General features: G+C 40.0%; 19 protein-coding genes and 1 tRNA gene. 16 read left to right on the top strand and 4 right to left on the bottom strand.

The annotated features are described in order from the left end of the window. The first annotated feature begins 311 nt into the window (after positions 1-311). The 4 genes from BS1321_RS28105 to BS1321_RS08035 all read left to right on the top strand — a co-directional run bounded on the left by BS1321_RS28105 (position 312) and on the right by BS1321_RS08035 (position 3,096). The gene (locus BS1321_RS28105) at positions 312-1,538 is read left to right on the top strand and encodes a hypothetical protein (RefSeq protein WP_232522775.1); all 1,227 of its coding nucleotides are present in this window, start codon (positions 312-314) and stop codon (positions 1,536-1,538) included. Further along, the gene (locus BS1321_RS28100) at positions 1,436-2,257 is read left to right on the top strand and encodes an FUSC family protein (protein WP_335672017.1); all 822 of its coding nucleotides are present in this window, start codon (positions 1,436-1,438) and stop codon (positions 2,255-2,257) included. Before BS1321_RS28105 ends, BS1321_RS28100 begins: the two co-directional genes overlap by 103 nt. Before the next feature lie 166 nt (positions 2,258-2,423). Next, positions 2,424-2,837, top strand: a complete 414-nt coding sequence (locus BS1321_RS08040) for a YbjN domain-containing protein (protein WP_063235961.1) — start codon at positions 2,424-2,426, stop codon at positions 2,835-2,837. A gap of 185 nt (positions 2,838-3,022) precedes the next feature. Then, positions 3,023-3,096, top strand: a tRNA-Gly gene (locus BS1321_RS08035). Positions 3,097-3,798: 702 nt separating this feature from the next. On the opposite strand, the gene BS1321_RS08030 is transcribed toward BS1321_RS08035, so the two are convergent. After that, entirely contained in the window at positions 3,799-4,467 is a 669-nt protein-coding gene (locus tag BS1321_RS08030; RefSeq protein ID WP_063235962.1) for a B3/B4 domain-containing protein, read from the bottom strand. 105 nt (positions 4,468-4,572) lie between these two features. Between BS1321_RS08030 and queG the strand changes: the two genes are divergently transcribed. The 8 genes from queG to BS1321_RS07990 all read left to right on the top strand — a co-directional run bounded on the left by queG (position 4,573) and on the right by BS1321_RS07990 (position 12,268). Continuing rightward, entirely contained in the window at positions 4,573-5,712 is a 1,140-nt protein-coding gene (gene queG, locus BS1321_RS08025; protein WP_063235963.1) for a tRNA epoxyqueuosine(34) reductase QueG, read from the top strand. Between the two features lie 201 nt (positions 5,713-5,913). Continuing rightward, positions 5,914-6,771, top strand: a complete 858-nt coding sequence (locus BS1321_RS08020; protein ID WP_063235964.1) for an amidase domain-containing protein — start codon at positions 5,914-5,916, stop codon at positions 6,769-6,771. 67 nt (positions 6,772-6,838) lie between these two features. Further along, positions 6,839-7,327, top strand: coding sequence for a tRNA (uridine(34)/cytosine(34)/5-carboxymethylaminomethyluridine(34)-2'-O)-methyltransferase TrmL (gene trmL / locus BS1321_RS08015; protein WP_063235965.1), 489 nt, complete (start codon positions 6,839-6,841; stop codon positions 7,325-7,327). 86 nt (positions 7,328-7,413) lie between these two features. Beyond that, positions 7,414-8,163 carry an oxygen-insensitive NADPH nitroreductase gene (nfsA, locus tag BS1321_RS08010; protein WP_063235966.1) on the top strand — a complete coding sequence of 250 codons (750 nt, stop codon included), beginning with the start codon at positions 7,414-7,416 and terminating at the stop codon, positions 8,161-8,163. A gap of 304 nt (positions 8,164-8,467) precedes the next feature. Then, positions 8,468-9,316 carry an ABC transporter ATP-binding protein gene (locus BS1321_RS08005; RefSeq protein ID WP_063235967.1) on the top strand — a complete coding sequence of 283 codons (849 nt, stop codon included), beginning with the start codon at positions 8,468-8,470 and terminating at the stop codon, positions 9,314-9,316. Beyond that, a complete protein-coding gene (locus tag BS1321_RS08000; protein WP_063235968.1) occupies positions 9,267-10,187 on the top strand; it encodes an iron-hydroxamate ABC transporter substrate-binding protein in 921 nt (306 codons plus the stop codon). The genes BS1321_RS08005 and BS1321_RS08000 overlap by 50 nt, the downstream gene beginning before the upstream one ends. 66 nt (positions 10,188-10,253) lie before the next feature. Continuing rightward, positions 10,254-11,264 carry a FecCD family ABC transporter permease gene (locus BS1321_RS07995; protein WP_063235969.1) on the top strand — a complete coding sequence of 337 codons (1,011 nt, stop codon included), beginning with the start codon at positions 10,254-10,256 and terminating at the stop codon, positions 11,262-11,264. Beyond that, entirely contained in the window at positions 11,261-12,268 is a 1,008-nt protein-coding gene (locus BS1321_RS07990) for a FecCD family ABC transporter permease (RefSeq protein WP_063235970.1), read from the top strand. The genes BS1321_RS07995 and BS1321_RS07990 overlap by 4 nt, the downstream gene beginning before the upstream one ends. Positions 12,269-12,341: 73 nt before the next feature. On the opposite strand, the gene BS1321_RS07985 is transcribed toward BS1321_RS07990, so the two are convergent. Together BS1321_RS07985 and BS1321_RS07980 are read right to left on the bottom strand one after the other, a co-directional pair. Further along, entirely contained in the window at positions 12,342-13,289 is a 948-nt protein-coding gene (locus BS1321_RS07985) for a response regulator (protein WP_063235971.1), read from the bottom strand. 4 nt (positions 13,290-13,293) lie between these two features. Continuing rightward, entirely contained in the window at positions 13,294-14,556 is a 1,263-nt protein-coding gene (locus BS1321_RS07980) for an ATP-binding protein (RefSeq protein WP_063235980.1), read from the bottom strand. A 437-nt stretch (positions 14,557-14,993) separates the two neighbouring features. Here BS1321_RS07980 and BS1321_RS07975 point away from each other — a divergent pair, with 437 nt between their 5' ends. The 3 genes from BS1321_RS07975 to BS1321_RS07965 all read left to right on the top strand — a co-directional run bounded on the left by BS1321_RS07975 (position 14,994) and on the right by BS1321_RS07965 (position 20,223). Continuing rightward, positions 14,994-15,983, top strand: a complete 990-nt coding sequence (locus BS1321_RS07975; protein ID WP_155726531.1) for a glutaminase — start codon at positions 14,994-14,996, stop codon at positions 15,981-15,983. Between the two features lie 200 nt (positions 15,984-16,183). Beyond that, on the top strand, positions 16,184-17,818 hold the full coding sequence (locus BS1321_RS07970) for a glutamate/serine transporter AimA (protein WP_063235972.1): 1,635 nt from the start codon (positions 16,184-16,186) through the stop codon (positions 17,816-17,818). Positions 17,819-18,327: 509 nt separating this feature from the next. Then, entirely contained in the window at positions 18,328-20,223 is a 1,896-nt protein-coding gene (locus BS1321_RS07965; RefSeq protein WP_063235973.1) for a PrkA family serine protein kinase, read from the top strand. Positions 20,224-20,460: 237 nt separating this feature from the next. Here the strand turns inward: BS1321_RS07965 and BS1321_RS07960 are convergent, their stop codons facing one another. Next, on the bottom strand, positions 20,461-20,670 hold the full coding sequence (locus tag BS1321_RS07960; protein WP_063235974.1) for a hypothetical protein: 210 nt from the start codon (positions 20,668-20,670) through the stop codon (positions 20,461-20,463). Positions 20,671-20,788: 118 nt separating this feature from the next. Between BS1321_RS07960 and BS1321_RS07955 the strand changes: the two genes are divergently transcribed. Beyond that, entirely contained in the window at positions 20,789-20,968 is a 180-nt protein-coding gene (locus BS1321_RS07955) for a hypothetical protein (RefSeq protein WP_063235975.1), read from the top strand. Positions 20,969-21,185 lie beyond the last annotated feature (217 nt).

Below are 21,185 nucleotides of genomic sequence, written 5' to 3'. Positions count from 1 at the left end.
TAAGATATTATTCCAGACTGTAGACCAACTTGACTAAAATCGAGTTTCTCTACAGTTTTTTAAGGATTTGGACAATTTGAACGTTGCCCCCAGGCTCTCGCTTTCCCCGTAGGAGTCTCGCACAACCGCTCCATTCTACTTTGTTGTAAAATTTAGATAGAGCCCCTTTTGTCTACCAACTGATAATCCTTCATTACCTTTATTGGTATCTTTTTATCCATATGAAGGATATTAATTATTAGAAGTCACCTTATCAGACATAGCTTTCACTGCAGGGTTAATAGAATCATTAACGAAAGGATAAATTGAAAATGGGTGAAAATAAGCACAGGTCCTCTTCCGAATCTCTGAAATTGGATACGATACATACGACATTTAAACAGGCTTTTGAAATAAAAAAGAATCCATTTCCTTGGATAAAAGCACTAAGTGCAGGCATAGCTGCTGCCTTACCTGTATTCATTGGTTTATTATTCGGAAATTTAGCTTACGGTTTACTGGCAGGGATAGGAGGTTTCACTTATTTATACGTTTTTAACCAACCGTATCACCAAAGAGCTAAAAAGATTTTCTTTGTGATGGTGGGTCTTGCTTTATCTGTTGTTTTAGGGACGCTTTTGGCTCCATACCAATTGGGAACAGCCATAATGATGGGAATCATCGGGGCAAGTGTTTTTTTTCTATTTGGTGCATTAAAGATTGCCGGTCCTTCGGCGGTTTTCTTCGTCTTAAGTTTTGCACTTGCGACAGGTATGCCCGTAGATCAAAGTCTGGCCCCGTTGCGTGGAGGCCTCGTTTTAATGGGTGGGGCACTATCTTGGATAATCTGTATGTTAGGCTGGTTTTTCAACCCTCATGGACCAGAATCGCTTGCGATGGAAAAGGTGTACAGAGAATTGGGGGCATTTTTTGATTCCATGGGAACCGAGAAATTCAATAAAGCAAGACAGGGAACGGTATTGGCGATGAAACACGCTGAAGATACACTGTTAGCCGGGTTTTCAAACAGGCGAAGTTCAGATGAGTTAAAGCGGTTGTTCTTATTGAATGAACATGCAAATGCCATATTCTTGGAGGCACTGGAAATTTCCTTGAACAAAAATATCGTACTGCCGCCAGAATTAGGTCAATCCGTTCGTGCCCTGGCCGGTTCCATTGCATCTAAAACAAAGAATAAAAAAAAGATCCTTCAACCTGACCAAATGACTGAAGAGGTGGAAGAGTTATTCATGAAGATTTATAATGCAGATGCCATCATGAATGAACCTGTCCAGAAAATCGATCAAGCAGCAACCATCTCAAAGCCTTCTTTAAAAACCATTTTTCTTGGGGCGTTCGATAAGAATTCAATTGTCTTCCTCTCTTCCGTTCGATATGGAACAATCCTTACCATTGCTGCCATCATCGCCTATTCCGCCAATTTTAACCGTTCGTACTGGATTCCCTTATCCTGTGCGGCCGTTATGTCGGGTTCGACCATCATCGCCACATTCCATGGGCGGTCCAAAGGACTTTCGGGACGGTCATCGGACTCCTGATTGCAAGTTTAATTCTTGCATCCGTTCATAACGAGTTCATCATCGTTCTGATCATTTTATGTTTAACATTCATTACAGAGCTTTTCATCGTTCGGAATTATGGATTGGCGGCGATGTTTTTTACCCCTTCAGCATTGATCATGGCGGAATATTCATCTCAAAGCTATGATTTCAGTTTTTTTGCGACTGTAAGGATAACCGATATCGTCGTTGGAAGCCTGATAGGTCTTATTGGGTCGCTGTTGCTCGGAAGTCGTTCGGCATCCAGTCTTCTCAATCATTTGATAGCCAAAACGATTCGAAGCCAGGGGCAGTTATTATTGATGGCGTTCTCTGAAAAAGATAATGACCTTGCAATTGATGAAAGCAGCGAAAGGAACAAAATGCAAACAAATATGGTGAATCTATTAACGGTCTACAATGCATCCCTTGGTGAGATATTCAAAAACAAGGCTAGACTGGAATCTCTTTGGCCCGTTATATTTTCGATAGAACAGATGGGCTATTATCTAAATGCCAGCTTGCCTGAACGGCCAGTACTATCAGAGAGAAAGCTCGCTCAGCTGCTGTATGTTTTCGAAACCATGGCGATAGCGGCAAATAAAGGTAGATCACATACTAATAAAGAAGTGCCCGAAATTGAAGGGTATTCAAAAATCCGCCAGGAAATTTTGGACCTTCAAGAAGCGCTTCGGTTTTGCGGAGGAGCAACTGGCTAATCTATCTATTGATTCTAATAAGGGAGTTCATATTTGACTCCCATTCATTTAATAAATGATTTCTTCGCCTCTGTTAATAGGATGAAATTGGCAGGATTATAGAAAAGTCTGTAAAAATGCCGGATTTCATTATAAAATGTACTTACAAACAGAAAGGTGATGAACCATGTCAAACGTTGCTAAATTTCGTGATTTTTTAACTAGTGAGAAAATCTATATGAATGAGTTGAATGAAGATGGCACCACCTTTTTTAGAGCTGAGCAAAAGTTAAAGGACGGGTGGAAGGTCCTTTTAGTATTTGCTTTCAATCAAGATGAAAATGTGGCGGACTTATTTTGCTTTAATGTCGCCGAGTTGAAGAATCCTGAAAAGAAACAGGATGTACATACACTGTTGAATGAATATAATGCTAATTTTAGGTATTCCAAGCTCTATGAAGAAAATGGGACTATTTCCATTCGGTATTCATACTCCATTGAGGGGGATATCGTACCGGATCTGGCTTTCAGGAAGTTAATCATGCTGCTTGAAACGGCACAGCAGGTTTATCCGCGTTTAATGGAAGTCATTTGGTCTTAAATCATCAGATATGATGAAAAAGTTCTCTGAATCAGGGGACTTTTTAACATCTTTACTAGAGTGAATGAATATATTAACGTTACAATACATTAATTATTAATTTTTTTTAAAGAACTATTGCATTTTTTCACATTAAACTATATAATTAATTTTGTTAGTAATTCGACAAAGTTCTACAAGGATATGCGGGTGTAGTTTAGTGGTAAAACCTCAGCCTTCCAAGCTGATGATGAGGGTTCGATTCCCTTCACCCGCTCCAATACATACTCATAACGTAGGGTTTCGTTACCTGGAGAACGAAGCTTTGCGTTTAAATATTTTTACAAGAATTCTACTGTTTACAGTGGGATTTTTTTATTGTCCAAATGCCATGTCCATCTCTTTGAATTGATAGGACGGGATGGGGGATTAATATGGGCAAAGATAACCATTGCATAGGTATCTGTTCCAATTTCGATACTAATTTGGCTGAGAGGTTGAAGAATAGGGAACCGATGAATGGATATTAATAATACGAAGGTCTTGATTACTTCTACCGTAACAAAGGTCGTGTTTCTGATGAGCTGGAGCATTAGTATAATGAATGAACCTTAAAATAAGACATTTTTTTAGATACCTAAAAAAAATGGTACTAATTTTATAAAGCATACACTTGTTCAAAAGTGATTACCTTCATTAGTAGAATCAATTTGGACAGGTGTTTGCTTTTTTTGCTTTCCACTCCGCCATTTTAGTCTTCTTCAGCAGGGAGCCTTAATGCCCCTTTCCATTTTGAGTGAATTGGTATCATCAAGATTATTGTTATTCGTATCCCAAGGTATAATAATACTAATTGCTACAATGGCTGCCATGTATTTTATACCGAAAAAAAGCGTCAATCAAAGCTATTCAGCATAACGGAATAAAATCATGAAAAGACCCCTTCCGATTGTGGAAAGGGTTTATTTCCGTTCAATTTTATTTATCCTTCGACAATAGAGTAAGTACCTTCGCCACCGTGGATTTCAAGGAACATGTCCATCAAGGATTTCGTTAGCTGATGTGCTTCCGTGATTGGAGTGTTGGGTTGTAAATAAATGATTTGGATGGCTTTTTTCGTTTCTTCTGTGACTTTCGTGCGTTCTGAATCAACGTAAGGGCTTCCGAATGCGCCCTCATGATCGGCTGATGTAATCATATTTTCCATGGAATTCAAGCGGCCGTTCAAACCGTCATAACCATCTGCCCCCTCGCCAATCTTAATCGAGATGTCTCCTGATAATTTTTCGGCATCATAAATGCCGATCGGAACTTCATATAACAGCGAGAAGAAGTTATTCAAATCGATGGCCGAATGGATGGGTGTCAAGTAATTCTGTTTTTTTACGCGGCGGTAAAGGGCTTCCACGGAGGGGCGATACCGTGACGGGTTTGTGCCAGAAGCCTTGAAGATCTCCCGCCACACTTTAATGCCGGAAAAGTCGGTCAATTCCTTTTCCTCAAGGTCGAAGAAAAGAGCTTCCTGAAATAGTTGAAGTCTTCCTTTCACCATTTGTGGGGAGGGACCTACTTCGATGTTTTCATATGTAATGATCCCAACTTTGAATTGAGGGATTTTACTGCTAAGATTAGCTGATACGGTAATTTCCAAGCGTTTCACCTCCAAAAATGATTGCAATTAGTTTATCATAGATAGCAATGGTTTGAAATGGATTCAAGCTTCAATGGGAATACTGAATGAACGTGGGTGATTTATATGGATATGAACACATTCAAGCAAGAAGTGATTTTATATAGTAAGGAAATCGGCATTGATAAAATCGGCTTTACGTCAGCCACGGCCTTTACCGAATTGAAAGGTCGGCTGATACGTCAACAGGAACTTGATTATCAGTCAGGGTTTGAAGAAGCCGATATAGAAAAAAGGGTCATGCCTGAATTGATATTCGATAAACCGCAATCCATCATTTCGATTGCACTTGCTTATCCTTCGAAATTGAAGGATGCTCCGCAAAGTACAAAAAGTGAGCGCCGTGGGATCTTTTGCCGGGCTTCTTGGGGAACGGATTATCATACCGTTCTTCGTAATAAATTGCAGTTACTTGAGGATTTCATTAAAGATAAAGTGCCCGGGGCAGTGACGAAGTCCATGGTTGATACGGGTGAATTATCAGATAGGGCAGTGGCTGAGCGTGCAGGAATTGGCTGGAGTGCAAAAAATAGTATGATCATCACTCCGGAATTCGGGTCTTATGTATACTTGGGCGACATGATTACCAACCTGCCATTTGAACCGGATCAACCGATGGAAGATCAATGCGGGACATGCAATAAATGTGTCGATGTTTGCCCGACTGGTGCGCTCGTTCAGGGCGGGCAGCTAAATTCCAAGCGTTGCATTGCGTTCTTAACGCAGACAAAAGGTTTCCTTCCTGATGAGTTCAGGACAAAAATAGGCAATCGTTTGTATGGGTGTGATACATGCCAGACTGTTTGTCCGAAAAACAAAGGAATGGATTTTCATTTTCATGAAGAGATGGAACCCGACCCTGAGCTTGCGAAACCGCTGTTGAAGCCACTGCTTACGATTTCAAATCGAGACTTTAAAGAGACATACGGCCATGTATCTGGCTCTTGGCGCGGAAAAAAACCAATCCAACGAAATGCCATTTTAGCATTGGCCCACTTCAAAGATGAAACGGCATTGCCCCAATTGATACAGGTGATGAAGGATGATCCGCGGCCTGTCATAAGGGGAACGGCGGCCTGGGCAGTTGGGAAAATCGGCCGGAAGCAGGCCGTTTCCATTCTGGAAGAAGCACGAATGAAGGAAACGGATGAAGAGGTACTGGCGGAAATTGAGAAAGGACTGCAGTTTACCTTGGAAACAAAATGATATATAAGATGTAGCCGCTCCGTTAAATATTAATGGGGCGGTTTTTTTTTGATTTAGATATTCCGGTGCCTTCAAGAAAATCTTTATAGTAATTTCTTAAGACTTAAAGTCGATTGAAACCCCCACATTTTATGAAGTTGTGTTTTTGTCATGCCCTCATACATACACATTAGCATAGATGGTAAGAAGGAGGGCATGAACTTGAGGGAACAATTGCAACGCCTTTTACAAGAAAGAGTGGAGTTTTATACTTCCGATGATCTGGAGCGGAGTGAAAGGAAGTTACATTTGAAAAAGGAATTGATGAGGAACCGCGCTGCGGAAATTGTCCGGGTGAATGCGGCAGGCAAGGTTCATTCGAAGAGGAAGGAAGACAGTGATACAGTCCTGACATATCATGTGCACCTGCAATATTTATTGAAACAGGAGGATTCCTTTTATATAGAAGAAGAAATGGAAGAAAGGGAGGCACGGTTTCGAAATGGATATATAGTGGATGAACGTGAGCTGATTCCCAGTTTTGAAACCGAAGAGGCACCGCCAAAATGTGATCCAGGCGCAGAGCGTCTCGCATATAAGTATGATCGAATGAAGGCCGTCCAATATGCCGAGCGTTGGTGGAACGAATTCAATCCGGCTTATCATAAATTCACTGATGATTGTACGAATTACATTTCACAATGTTTACATGCGGGAGGAATACCGATGTGGGGGGCGCCAAACAAAAGTAAGGGATGGTGGATAAGAGGGAAAAGCTGGAGTTACACATGGACGACGGCCCATTCTTTATATCATCTGCTCAGAGCCGGGAATGCCATCAGGACAAAGCAGGTGGGGTCGGCCAAGGAACTGAATTTGGGTGATATCCTCTGCATAGATTTCGAAGGGGACGGACGGTTTGATCATAACTTGATCGTAACGGCGAAGGATCAGGACGGGGTGCCGCTTGTGAATGCACATACGATGAACAGCCGTCACCGGTATTGGACATATGAGGATTCAACCAGGTATACACCGAACATCGTTTATAAATTCTTTGTGATCTTGGATGGAAGGTGATTGGTTTTTAGTCTTTTTTGTTTAATGCTATAATTAAGGTGAAGTTCAAACTAGAGGTGAAAAAGAAGTGTCAATACATGTAGTTTTATATCAACCACAGATTCCAGCAAATACAGGTAATATCGCAAGAACGTGTGCAGGGACGGATACGTCTTTACATCTCATTCGCCCACTCGGTTTCTCAACGGATGACAAACAGCTCAAACGTGCCGGGCTCGATTACTGGGAAAATGTAAAGATCCATTATTATGATTCGTTAGAAGAGTTTTATGAAAGAAATGCCGGCGGTGAATTTTATTACTTAACGAAATTCGGAGAGCAGCCGCATTCCAGCTTCGATTACAGTGATCAAGACAGTGAGATATTCTTCATTTTTGGCCGTGAAACGACAGGTCTCCCGAAAGAGCTGATCCAAGAAAATATGGATCGGTGCCTGCGGATTCCAATGACGGATAAAGTACGTTCCCTAAATCTGTCGAACACGGCTGCCATCTTGGTTTATGAAGCACTGAGACAGCAAAATTACCGTGAATTGGATTTGAAAACAAAAGGTTGAGTTTCATCAATGCCATATTGTCATCGGGGGTATTTCAGCCCCGATGATGGATACTTTACTTTACATATTCATTAGGGGTGGGAGCATTGAATAATATTATTGAGAAGATTTTAGATCACCGTTCCATTCGTTCTTTTGAGGACAAGCCATTGTCTGAGGAGCAAATCAATACGATTGTGGAATGTGCCCAAGCTGCATCGACTTCAAGTTATATTCAAGCGTATTCAATCATAGGGGTAACCGATCCGGAAAAGAAAGCCAAGCTTGCTGAACTTGCCGGACCACAATCTTATGTAGAGAAGAATGGACATCTATTCGTCTTTTGCGCCGATTTATATCGTCAGGATATGGTTTCCGAAATGGAAAACACGGACCTGTCTGAATCGATTGAAAGTACCGAGAAATTCATGGTTGCCTGTATTGACGCTGCTCTTGCGGCTCAAAATGCAGCATTGGCAGCAGAATCGATGGATCTTGGCATTTGCTATATAGGCGGGATCCGCAATAATCTCTCGGAAGTTTCAAGGATTTTGAATATACCGCATCGCGTTATACCATTATTCGCTCTAGTGGTCGGATATCCGAAAAACCGTTCGGATAAAAAGCCGCGTTTGCCGCTGTCCAATATCTATCATGAAAATGGATATCAGGAGGATAAGCAGGAGTTCATCGGACAACTTGAAGAGTATAATGAAACGATTTCCAGTTATTACGAGCGTCGTACTAAAGGTAAACGAAAAGACACCTGGACCGAGCAAATGGCTGGCATGCTTGGAAAGAAAAGTAGGTTGTACATGAAAGATTACGTGGAGAAACAAGGATTTAAGAAACATTGATTGATGAAAATGTCCTTTAGGAATATTCTTGCCCGTTCCCATGAGGGACATTTTTCAAAATCCTGCATTATGAGCCAAACAGTAAAGATCCCGGAAATGTTTCCGGGGTCTTTACTGTTTTCATTTGTTAGTTGGTAAATACGGCTCGGCTCAAAAAATCCTAGCAGAATTTCTTCTTATATACCCATGAAATTACCATTGACAATATATTTAGATAGAATTATAGTAATTAAGTAGTGGATAATGATAATCATTTTCATTTGAGTTTTTACTTACCTATTTTTCAGTAAATGGAGGTTAAAAAATGGTTCGCCTATATACAGAGAATTTGAATATTGGTTATGGTGAACGTTTAATTGTAAAAGATCTCAGTGTGAAAATTCCAGATAAAAAAATCACAACGATCATCGGTTCAAATGGATGTGGGAAATCGACACTTTTGAAAGCGATCACCAGAATCATTCCAAATCAATCAGGTACGGTTGTTTTAGATGGGGTGAATATCTCAAAAGAAAGCACTAAGATCCTTGCAAGAAAAATGGCCATACTTCCGCAGACACCTGAGAGTGCAAGCGGATTGACGGTTGGGGAGCTCGTATCATATGGGCGCTTTCCCTATCAAAAAGGTTTTGGGCGCCTGACCCAAAAAGACTATGATGTGATTGATTGGGCACTTGAAGTGACCGGCACGAAAGACTTCAAGTTCCGTCCGGTGGATGCTCTATCAGGAGGTCAGCGCCAGCGTGTTTGGATTGCCATGGCCCTTGCCCAGGAAACGGAAATCATCTTCCTTGATGAGCCTACCACCTATTTGGATATGGCGCATCAACTGGAGGTTCTGGAATTATTACAGAGGCTGAATGTAGAACAGGGACGTACAATTGTCATGGTTCTTCATGATTTGAATCAAGCTGCTCGCTTTGCCGACTATATCATTGCCTTAAAGGACGGTGAAATAGTCAAAGCTGGAGATTGTGAAGAAGTCATCACTCATGAAGTGCTTAAGGAAGTATTCCATATTGATGCGGTAATCGGACGAGATCAACGAACAAACAAACCAATGTGCAGCACATACAATTTATTAAAAGGAGATTTGAAAACAAATGAAAAAGATATTGATCCCGTTTATACTGCTGTTAGTGTTAATTATTAGTGCTTGTGGTAACGAGTCTACCGAAAAAGAAAAAAGCTCCGCTTCCAAAAAGGAAAAATCAGGTACCATCACATATCAATCTGAAAATGGTCCTGTTGAAGTTCCGGCAGATCCTCAGCGTGTTTTAGTACTATCTTCTTTCGCAGGTAACGTAATGGCTTTGGATGTTAACCTTGTAGGGGTTGATTCCTGGTCTAAAATGAACCCGAATTTTAAAGAGTTAAAAGATGTTGAAGAAGTGACGGACGAAAACCTGGAAAAGATCATCGAGTTGAATCCGGATTTAATCATTGGTTTATCAACGATTAAAAATGTCGATAAATTAAAGGAAATTGCTCCAACTGTAACGTATACATATGGAAAAGTGGACTATTTAACACAACATGTAGAAATCGGTAAACTTTTGAATAAAGAAAAAGAAGCTCAAGCATGGGTGGATGATTTCAAAAAACGGGCAAAAACAACTGGTGATGAAATTAAGGCTAAAATTGGAGAAGATGCTACCGTCTCCGTTTTCGAAAAGTTTGACAAACAGTTCTATGTATACGGCGATAATTGGGGCCGTGGAACGGAAATCCTTTATCAAGAAATGAAATTGGGCATGCCTGAAAAGGTAAAAGAAGTGGCATTGAAAGATGGTTACTTTGCCTTATCATTAGAAGTCCTGAAAGACTATGCCGGTGATTATGTGATTTTGAGCAATAACAAAGATCAGGACAATTCATTCCAACAAACAGATACGTTTAAAAACATACCTGCCGTTAAAAACAATAAACTATATGAAGCTGATGCAAAAAAATTCTACTTCAATGATCCAATAACATTAGATTACCAATTAGACTTCTTTTCCAAAAGTTTTCTTGGAAAATAATACAGCGAGGGAGAGGGATTCCAATTCCTCTCCTTTTATTCTATAAAAAAGAGATGAGAGAGACAGATGACTAATGAAAATCAACGTTTCATCCCATTTATATATAAACTGATCATAGGGATTGCACTATTCATAGCCATGTTCATTATTTCTATGGCATTTGGTGCGGCTGATGTTACCGTAAAAGATGTCTGGCAAGCCCTGACATCAGATGCTACCGGTGAAAAGATTTCAATCATTCGGGAAATCCGATTCCCTCGTGAAGTTGGGGCAATCTTTGTTGGTGCAGCACTTTCCGTTTCTGGTGCCATCATGCAGGGAATGACTAGGAATCCACTTGCTGATCCGGGGCTGCTTGGGTTGACGGCAGGAGCCAATGCGGGTCTGGCCATTACTTTGGCATTTATTCCAGCAGCTAATAACTTAGGGATTATGACTGCGTGTTTTATAGGTGCCGCTGTGGGGGCAACCATGGTTTTTGGCATTGCTGCGATGAAGAAGGGTGGTTTTTCTCCTTTACGGATCGTATTGGCTGGTGCTGCAGTCTCTGCATTCCTATTTGCCGTTTCGCAAGGTGTCGGCATTTATTTCAAAGTATCAAAAGATGTATCGATGTGGACTGCAGGCGGGAATATCGGAACATCATGGGGTCAGCTTCGTGTAATCGTCCCGTTCATTATAATAGGCATCCTGATCTCCCTTATCTTTTCCAGACAGCTCACCATACTTAGCTTAAGTGAAGAAGTGGCGGTAGGATTAGGTCAAAAGACAACACAAATAAAGGCTGTTCTCTTCGTAGTCATCATTCTTCTGGCAGGAGCTGCCGTTGCGCTTGTTGGCAATATGGTATTCATCGGGTTAATGGTCCCCCATATTGTTCGGGCTGTCGTAGGTACGGATTATCGATTCATCCTGCCCATGTCCGCAATTTTAGGAGCTACTTTCATGCTTTTGGCCGATACGATCGGCCGTACAATCAATTCTCCATATGAAACACCTGTGGTAGCGGTTGTTGCGATGATTGGTTTACCTTTCTTCCTCCTAATCGTCCGTAAAGGAGGGAAAGCATTTTCATGATCCAGTCAGCTTTAGTCAAAAAACAGCGATGGCTAATCGGTGCCTTAACCGCACTCATCATCATTACCATCATTATCGGGACATGTTTAGGATATTCGAATCTTTCAATAGGGCGACTGATTCCCACGCTTTTCGGGCAAGGGACGTTTAAAGAGGAATTCATATTATTTTCCGTCCGATTACCACGAATCATCATTACCCTTTTAGCAGGCATGGCCCTTGCACTGTCGGGAGCCATTCTACAAGGAATCACACGCAATGATTTAGCCGATCCCGGAATCATCGGAATCAACTCAGGAGCTGGTGTTGCCATTGCCGCTTTCTTTCTGTTTTTCCCGATTGACGCTGGTTCGTTTGTTTATATGATTCCACTTGTCGGTTTTATCGGTGCGTTATTGACGGCCTGTTTAATATATATCCTCTCATTCAAGAGAGAGGGGGGCCTTGCACCCGTTCGGTTAGTGTTGATCGGTGTTGGTTTTTCAATGGCGCTTTCAGGTCTGATGATTGTCCTCATTTCATCAGCGGAACGAGCAAAAGTCGATTTCATCGCAAAATGGTTGGCGGGAAATATATGGGGCACGGATTGGCCTTTCATTTGGGCAGTTCTTCCATGGTTAATCATCCTTATTCCATTCACTTTATATAAAGCAAATCGTTTGAATATGCTTGGTTTAAGTGAACCGGTCGCAATTGGGGTGGGTGTATCGATTGAAAAAGAGCGGATCGTATTGCTAATCACGGCTGTAGCACTGGCCGCGGCTGCCGTTTCTGTTACAGGCGGAATTGCATTCATTGGTCTCATGGCCCCGCATATAGCAAAATCTTTGGTAGGACCTCGAAATCAACTATTCATTCCGGTGGCCATTTTAATCGGTGGATGGCTATTGTTGCTTGCCGATACGATAGGCCGTAATATAGTTGAACCCGAGGGGATTCCTGCAGGTATCATGGTTGCATTGATCGGTGCTCCTTATTTCATGTATTTATTGTTGAAAAAATAAGAACTTGCTGAAATCCCTTGAAATCTTTCAGGGGATTTTATGTTTTTTGAGTGCTTCCGTTTTTAATCATTGATCATCTATATCTAATTATTTCATCAGGATTCAATCGTTTCGCTTCGAAATAAAATACTTGAATAAACTTTTTTGTATTTACCCGGGTAGGGGTAAGAACTATTGTTGAATCATTTTGCAGTTCTTTCATCTTTTGGCGAACGACCGTGAAATCAAAAAATTTAGAAGCGTAATTTTCAAACTTCGGATTTGAAAAATCCGTTAAACCGAGCGAAGCAAAATGATTTAACGATTGGTTAATCGTTCTGCGTATTCGCTGTTCGGCAGCTTTTATTTCCCGATTGATATCAACCTGCAAAGCTGATGTGCCAAGCTTTTTTTTTGTGATTTCTACAAAGATATCTTTAAGGGTAGGGAAATGCTTTCCAAAAGTAAAAGTCCGCTCATACATAAATAAATATTGAAGCATTTCCATTAAATCTTTTGCGCCATTTTCTCCCACGATCCCTAATTCCGATAAAAGGAATTCACCCACCTCCCTTATACTTTTTTCATTAAAATTATTGGATTTATCAACTTTTGGCTGTTCAAAATTCAATACACTATTTAAAGAGGCTTGGATATTTGTGATCGATCTTTCTAAATGAATACGTTCCATAACTTTTCGGATGACTGTTAATATTTCAATACGATTGATTGGTTTAGTAATATAATAATCGATTCCAAGTGAGTATGCCTCACCAATCAGCTCCTTTGATTCAACCTGCGAAATCATTATTATTTTCCCGTTAAATGTACTTTTTATATGACGAAGTGTCTCAATGCCATCCCGGATGGGCATTAATAAATCAATAAATAATATATCAATTTGTTTTAAATTCAAAATATGCCCTTCTAATAGAATTCCATCCTCGGCTTCCTCCACCACTTCTCCTAAATCTTCGTTCTCTATAATTTGGCTTAAGTTTGAACGTATGGCACAATCATCATCTGTTATAAAAAAACGCATGGAATCATCCTTTCTGGATCAACTTATGAATGGGTAATTTTATTGAAAAAACGGCGCCGTTAAAACTATTCTCAAACAGTATATCGCCTCCCAGTTCTTTTACGACTTCTTTAACATATGAGAGACCAATCCCTGTTGAAGGTGTCCCTAAATGATCATATTTTGAAGTGAATCCAGGTTTGAATATGACAGTTTGATATTTTTGAGGGATTCCAGGTCCGGTATCAGCAACTTTAAATTCTACATTGTCGCAAATTTCACACAAACTTAAACGGACGATTCCCTTTTCTTTAATTGCTTCCACTGCATTGGTTACTAAATTATTGAAAAGAGATAACACGGTATATACATGATAATGTGAATCGTTATTTCCATCCAAAGAATATTCAAATTGGATATCCTTTCCAAGTGATAAGGCGTATTTTTCATTAATTCGGATAATTAAATGAAAAAGTTCAGCAGCATTCATATAATCTTTAAAACTTTCATTAGAGATCAATTTGGAGAGACCAGCAAAAATCCGTTGATTATCTTTCTTGACTTCATGCATTTCACCCGCGATGCGCAATGCTTTTTGACTATATGGCTCTGTAAGAACATGAAGCTGCTTTTCCCGTTTTTCCAGTGCTTTTAATTCTCGATACAAATCATACGATTTCTTTGTAATATTCTCTGCATTTTTTAATGTTTTTTTTAAATGAATCGTTTCCTCGTATAAATTGGAAATGAGCATCAGCATATGTTCATTTTGTTTTCTTATTTGCCTTTCCCTTGATTGTGCTTCATATAGTTTCATCATATTAAAAAAGCTTAAAACGATAAAACTGTGGGCGAATGCGATCATGATCATCTCGTTTAGTGAACCTAACGTAATTGTTGTTTCTAATACAATATATTGAAAGATTAATTCTACGGAGTCAGACAATATTTCGATAATGAGACCAATAAATCCAATAATCAAAGATCGGTTTTGAAAGCGATTGATTTTCACTAAATAAAAAAGAAAGGAGTAGGTGAAATAAAAGAAAAAACTTGGAAAATGAACTTGAAAAGAGGAAGCCCAGGAAAAACTATCGTGCATAAAAAAATCTATTAGAATTCGAAATGCCACAACCACTGTCCCTGTCAGGAAGCCCGAAAAAATGGCATGTGTTTTCTGTAATAATAGTAAAAAGAAGAAAAGTACAGGCGGACCAAAACTTACCCGAAACGTTTCATTTAAAGGATAAAAACTCAATTCGCCTGCTAATGGCACCGTTACCAACATCAAAGCAAGGATATTGACCTCTTTTTTCATTAACGTACTGAGATTCAAGTCGTCACCTCCCCATTTGTTTAAAAAATCAGTATACAGTTTCATCGGCTTCAATACAACGCTTACTTTGTTCCTGAATAGAACGACTTATAACCAATTATGGCAAAACCAATCTGTTTTTCTATCCACAAAAAATGGTAACGGAACATGTAAGATGATCACGTTTTTTTTAGAGGATTTTTATTTTTTAGATTTTGTAGGTTTTCGTATGATTATGTAGTTCCCAATTTAAAATTAACGGTAGATAGAAAGTTTTGAAAGCGCTTAACAATATTTAGAATATTCATTATGTTTTTCATCGAATCTTTACAAGTAAGCTTGATGGCATTCGGTAAAACGCTCATATTGAAAAAATAATGATACAACAACTGAAGAGGTGGAAGAATGTGATTGAAGAATTGTCAAAAGAGTATGGCATTCACGTTAATACTCAAAAGCAAGCCGACTTAGATGGTTGGGTAGCACATTACAGACCCTATGCTACTGAAGGGCAAACTGCCAATTATATACCGGCACTGAGAAATGCACACTTATCGCAATTGGGCATTTGCATACTGGAGCCTGGTGGAACAATGATCAAGTCAGGAGATTGGGAAGTCCCATTCACGCTGCAAAGTATTTCAAAAGTGCTCAGCTTTATAGCCGCATGCTTGGGTTGCGGCATTTCTTATGTGTTAGAGAGGGTCGATGTGGAACCAACCGGGGATGCCTTCAATTCAATTATTCGTTTAGAAATGCATAAGCCGGGAAAACCGTTTAATCCTATGATAAATGCTGGAGCGATTACCATAGCTTCGCTTCTCCCAGGGGATTCTTCGCAAAGGAAATTGGAATTTCTCTATGAGCTATTTGAAAATTTGTTAGGGAAGCGCCCGACCATCAATGAGGAAGTGTATCAATCTGAATGGCAAACCTCTCATAGAAATAGAGCTTTAGCTCACTATTTAAAAGAGACCAATTATTTGGAATCGGAAGTAGAGGAAGCTTTAGAGGTTTACCTCATGCAATGTTCCATAGAAGTAACTACAGAAGACATAGCCCTGCTTGGACTGATTCTTGCACAAGATGGATACCACCCCATCCGTAAAGAACAAGTACTCCCTAAAAAAGTAGCTAAGCTGGCCAAAGCATTAATGCTTACTTGTGGTATGTATAATGCTTCGGGTAAATTTGCGGCTTTTGTAGGGGTGCCGGCCAAAAGTGGGGTATCTGGCGGGATTATGGCGCTTGTTCCTCCAAGTGCCAGAAGTGAGCTTCCTTTTCAAGAAGGATGCGGCATTGGTATATACGGACCTGCCATTGATGAATATGGGAATAGCTTAACAGGTGGAATGCTATTGAAACAAATAGCACAAGAATGGGATCTAAGTATTTTCTGAAAAAAAGAGAAAATTTCTTCATATAAAAAATGCAATATAGGGACATCCATATATTTGCCTTATCAATTTACTAAACTTTATCAAGAGGTGATGTAAATGCAGCAATTACTTTAAGATGTAATTGGACGCACTAGCAAAAATCATTAATCCAGTTACTTTTAAACGTAAGGAATAATTTTGGAAAGCATGGTGATGAACATATGAATAATTTGCAGCGAAAGATGGGGACATTTTCGTTAACGATGGTAGGACTCGGGTCTATTATTGGCTCAGGTTGGTTATTCGGAGCTTGGAGAGCGGCACAGATTGCAGGACCAGCTGCCATTATCTCTTGGATTATCGGGATGGTTGTTATTTTATTTATCGCACTTTCTTACAGTGAATTAGGGTCTATGTTTCCTGAAGCTGGGGGAATGGTAAAATACACGCAGTACTCTCATGGTTCGTTTTTAGGGTTTCTTGCAGGTTGGGCAAACTGGATTGCAATTGTTTCTGTAATTCCAGTCGAAGCGATTGCTTCGGTTCAATATATGAGCTCATGGCCATGGAAATGGGCACAGTGGACACATGGTCTGGTGGAAAATGGGAGTCTTACTGGGGGAGGCTTGGCAATTGCCTCTGCATTATTGGTCGTCTACTTTTTATTAAATTACTGGACAGTTAGTTTGTTTTCAAAAGCAAACTCATTTATTACAGTCTTTAAGGTTATTATACCTGGACTTACGATTGGTTCACTTTTATTTGCTGGTTTTCATGGGTCCAATTTTACGTCTGCAGGAAGTATCGCTCCTAATGGTTGGGCAAGTGTACTTACTGCTGTAGCAACTTCTGGTATCATCTTTGCATTTAACGGTTTTCAAAGTCCAATTAATATGGCAGGTGAGGCAAAGAATCCTGGACGTTCGATCCCAATTGCAGTAATTGGCTCCATCTTAATTGCAACGGTTATCTACGTTTTATTACAGGTTGCGTTCATTGGAGCCGTTGATCCGTCCATGATTGTGAACGGATGGCAACATTTGAATTTCAATTCACCGTTTGCTGACTTAGCAATTGTTCTAGGCATAAACTGGTTGGTTATTTTACTATACGTTGATGCTTTTATTTCTCCTTCCGGGACGGGAATAACATACACGGCGACAACGTCACGAATGCTTTATGGAATGGAAAAGAATAAATATTTGCCAAGCGTTTTTGGGAAATTGCATCCACTTTATGGTATCCCTCGTCAAGCCATGTTTTTAAATCTAGGTGTATCTTTCTTATTTTTATTCATGTTTAGAGGCTGGGGCGTTTTGGCAGAGGTTATTTCGGTTGCGACATTAGTCTCTTATATTACAGGTCCAGTTACTGTTATGACATTAAGGCGCACAGGTCAGGATTTGTACAGACCATTACGTCTAAAAGGATTAAGCATCATTGCACCACTTGGCTTTGTTTTTGCTTCTTTGGTTCTATATTGGGCAAGATGGCCACTGACGGGACAAGTATTATTTATCATTATGATTGGTCTTCCCGTTTATTTCTATTATCAATCAAAAATAAAATGGAAGGGATTCCGGCAAAACTTCTCGGCAGGGCTTTGGATGGTTGTTTACTTACTCTGTATGATGACCATTTCATACTTAGGCAGTGAAAAGTTTGGTGGACTAAACATAATCCCATTTGGTTGGGATATGGTCATCATTACATGTTTATCTCTAGGGTTTTATAGTTGGGCAATAAAGAGTGGATTCCAAACAGAATATTTGGAACAAGGACAAAAAGTAAATGAAGACTTGAAATCGATGGAGAATAACATTGCATCTCAAACGGATAAAAAGAACGCTGTATAAATGATGAAGCCACTTCATTGATTGGCATGCTTCCAATAAGCTATTACATTCGTTGAATGACTAAAGTGCTTCTTTCTATTTATATTGTTGAGGACGCAAAAAAGGGGGACAGCAAATTTAATTTGCTGTCCCCCTTTTTGGAGTTTAAGAAAAGGCTGTTATTTTTATTTCACACCTGGTTTATCGTCATACCCGGCAGTGAAGATAGCGGCTAAAAATGTAATAGCAACTCCAACGATAATAACTGTGCCCATGTTGTGACCTCCCTTTACCCATATTGTCCCACTTAAGTATAGGCTTAGTATACCCTAATTTTTAGCAGGAGTGCACACAAATTTTCTTGTCATCAAATTTGTCATCAATTCTTCAATGATTAAGCCTTTTTCGATACTTGGAGAGTCAAGGGGGAATCGAAACAATGTCCGGCCACTTTTTAAAGTCTGACATGTTTGTCAGACTTGGAGCATAGATTTAAGTATTCTCTGAAAGTGACAGGGGGAGGTTCCTTAATGGATATTTTAAAGAAAATCGAAAAATTTAGAGAAGATGAACAGAAGCTGAAGTGGGAAGGCACCTTCGCAGAGTACTTAGAAATATTGAAAGAAACGCCTTTAGTTGCTCAATCTGCTCATTCACGTGTATACAACATGATCAGAGATGCAGGGATAGAGGAAGTAAATGGGTCAAAGAAATACAATTTCTTCAGCGGTCAGTTGTTTGGTCTTGAAGATTCACTGGAAAGGCTTATCGAGGAATATTTCCATCCGGCGGCCAAGCGGCTCGATGTCCGTAAGCGGATATTGCTTCTCATGGGTCCGGTGTCAGGCGGGAAGTCCACACTCGTTTCTTTACTGAAGCGTGGACTTGAAAATTATTCGTTAAAAGACTCTGGTGCGATTTATGCAATAAAAGGATGCCCGATGCATGAAGATCCCCTGCATCTCATTCCGCAATATTTACGGAATGATTTTTTTGAAGAATATGGCATCCGGATTGAAGGAAACCTATCGCCGCTGAATGTAATGAGGCTAGAACAGGAGTATGGAAGCAGGATTGAAGATGTGTTAGTCGAGCGTATTTTCCTTTCGGAGGATAAGCGTGTTGGAATTGGAACATTCAGTCCTTCTGACCCTAAGTCACAGGATATTGCTGATTTGACGGGCAGCATCGATTTTTCGACCATTGCCGAATACGGATCTGAATCAGATCCGCGTGCCTATCGCTTTGATGGCGAGCTGAACAAGGCGAACCGCGGGATGATGGAGTTCCAGGAGATGCTGAAATGTGATGAGAAGTTCTTATGGCACTTGCTATCATTGACTCAAGAGGGGAATTTTAAAGCAGGACGTTTTGCATTGATCAGTGCAGATGAACTTATTGTGGCTCATACGAATGAAACGGAGTATAAAGCGTTCATTTCGAATAAGAAAAATGAAGCATTGCATTCCCGTATCATTGTCATGCCTATTCCATATAATCTGAAGGTTACCGAGGAAGAAAAGATTTATGAAAAAATGATCCGTGAAAGTGATGTCTCGGATGTTCATATAGCCCCACATACATTAAGGGTTGCGGCAATCTTCAGCATCATGACCCGCCTGAAGGATCCTAAAAAGGGCGATATCGATTTAGTGAAAAAGATGAGGCTTTATGATGGGGAAAATGTCGAAGGATTTAATTCCGCAGACATCAATGAATTGAAAAAGGAATATCAAGACGAAGGCATGAGCGGAATCGATCCGCGTTACGTGATTAACCGAATTTCCTCTACGATCATTCGTAAAGAAAATCCATCCATTAATGCATTGGATGTACTTATGTCATTAAAAGCAGGTCTTGACCAGCATCCGTCCATTACGAACGAACTTCGGGAGAGGTATTTGAATTTCATTTCACTGGCACGTAAAGAATATGATGCCATTGCAAAAAATGAAGTGCAAAAGGCATTTGTTTATTCATATGAAGAGTCGGCGAAGATCCTCATGGATAATTATCTGGATAATGTCGAAGCATACTGCAATAAATCAAGGCTGCGCGATCCATTGACTGGGGAAGAAATCAACCCTGATGAAAAATTGATGCGCTCGATAGAAGAGCAAATTGGAATTTCCGAGAATGCAAAAAAAGCATTCCGCGAAGAAATATTGATTCGCATTTCTGCATATGCGCGTAAAGGTAAGCGATTCGATTATAATTCCCATGATCGTTTACGGGAAGCGATCCAGAAAAAACTATTCGCGGATTTGAAGGATGTCGTTAAGATCACTACTTCAACGAAGACACCAGACGAAAGGCAACTGAAGAAAGTGAACGAGGTCATCACGAGACTTATCGACGAGCACGGATATAATTCGACTTCAGCCAATGATTTGCTGCGCTATGTGGGCAGCTTGTTAAATAGGTAATCCATACTTTTTTGCCCCTGCCCCATATCGGGCAGGGGTTTTATATCCTTTTGCGGAAGGTGGAATGCTTGAAAAGTGGATTAGAGGAAATCCAATCAATTCTTCAACTTCTGAATTCCCAAAGAAATCATGCATCTTTTGAACGTGTTAAAGGGTGCTTTGACAAGGAATGAGAAATAATAAACCAAAAAAGCACCGGGCCCTTCTGAATGGAGGGGAGCCCGGTGCTTTTTATTTCTATTTAGTTACATTCAAGCCATACTGTTCAATAAGTGTAATAAGTTGATTCGGTGATAGTTTGTCTTCGCTATGATCGATTTTAATTTCCCCATCATCAACATCGATGATTGCACGTTCCACACCTTCCGTTTTCAAAAGTATGGACTCCAGATTTAAAATCGGGCCTTCTGACGTTGCTTCCTTCACATAAAGGGTAGTTGTTTGCATACTTCTTGCACCTCCTTACATTTGCTCATAATGACTTATCTATACCCCATATTTCCATTAGATATGTTACGTTTTGGATTTGGAAATATTGGGTATCAATAAGTAGAGGTGATGGCAAATGAGTAAAGAGGAATTGAAAAAAGAACATGTTCCGGAAAATAGCTCGATGGCAAAGGACTATGAAGAGATGAAAGAACTTGGAAAGCAGATGGAAAATCAAAGGACGAATGAAGAATTGAAAGAGTGGGATAAACGCCCAGGTACAGTTCAACATGAAATAGAGGAAGATAAAGATTGACGAAAATCACAACCAGAATCATTCTATCTGTGTAAAAGGGGTGTCCAGAAAAACTACTGGGACACACCCTTTTTGTTGTGTTTCGTTGCTTTTTAATGATATGTCCTTGGAAGTCTCTGTTTTGCAGATCAATTACGTGGCTAAGTTCAAAAAGATATTTTAAATTATCCTATAATCCGACAAATGAAACCTGCTTAAAAAACGAACAGACCTGATG

The organism is Peribacillus simplex NBRC 15720 = DSM 1321, from assembly GCF_002243645.1.
Lineage (GTDB): Bacteria > Bacillota > Bacilli > Bacillales > DSM-1321 > Peribacillus > Peribacillus simplex.
Note: the sequence above shows the minus strand (reverse complement) of the source record. Positions and strands in the feature narration are given on the sequence as shown.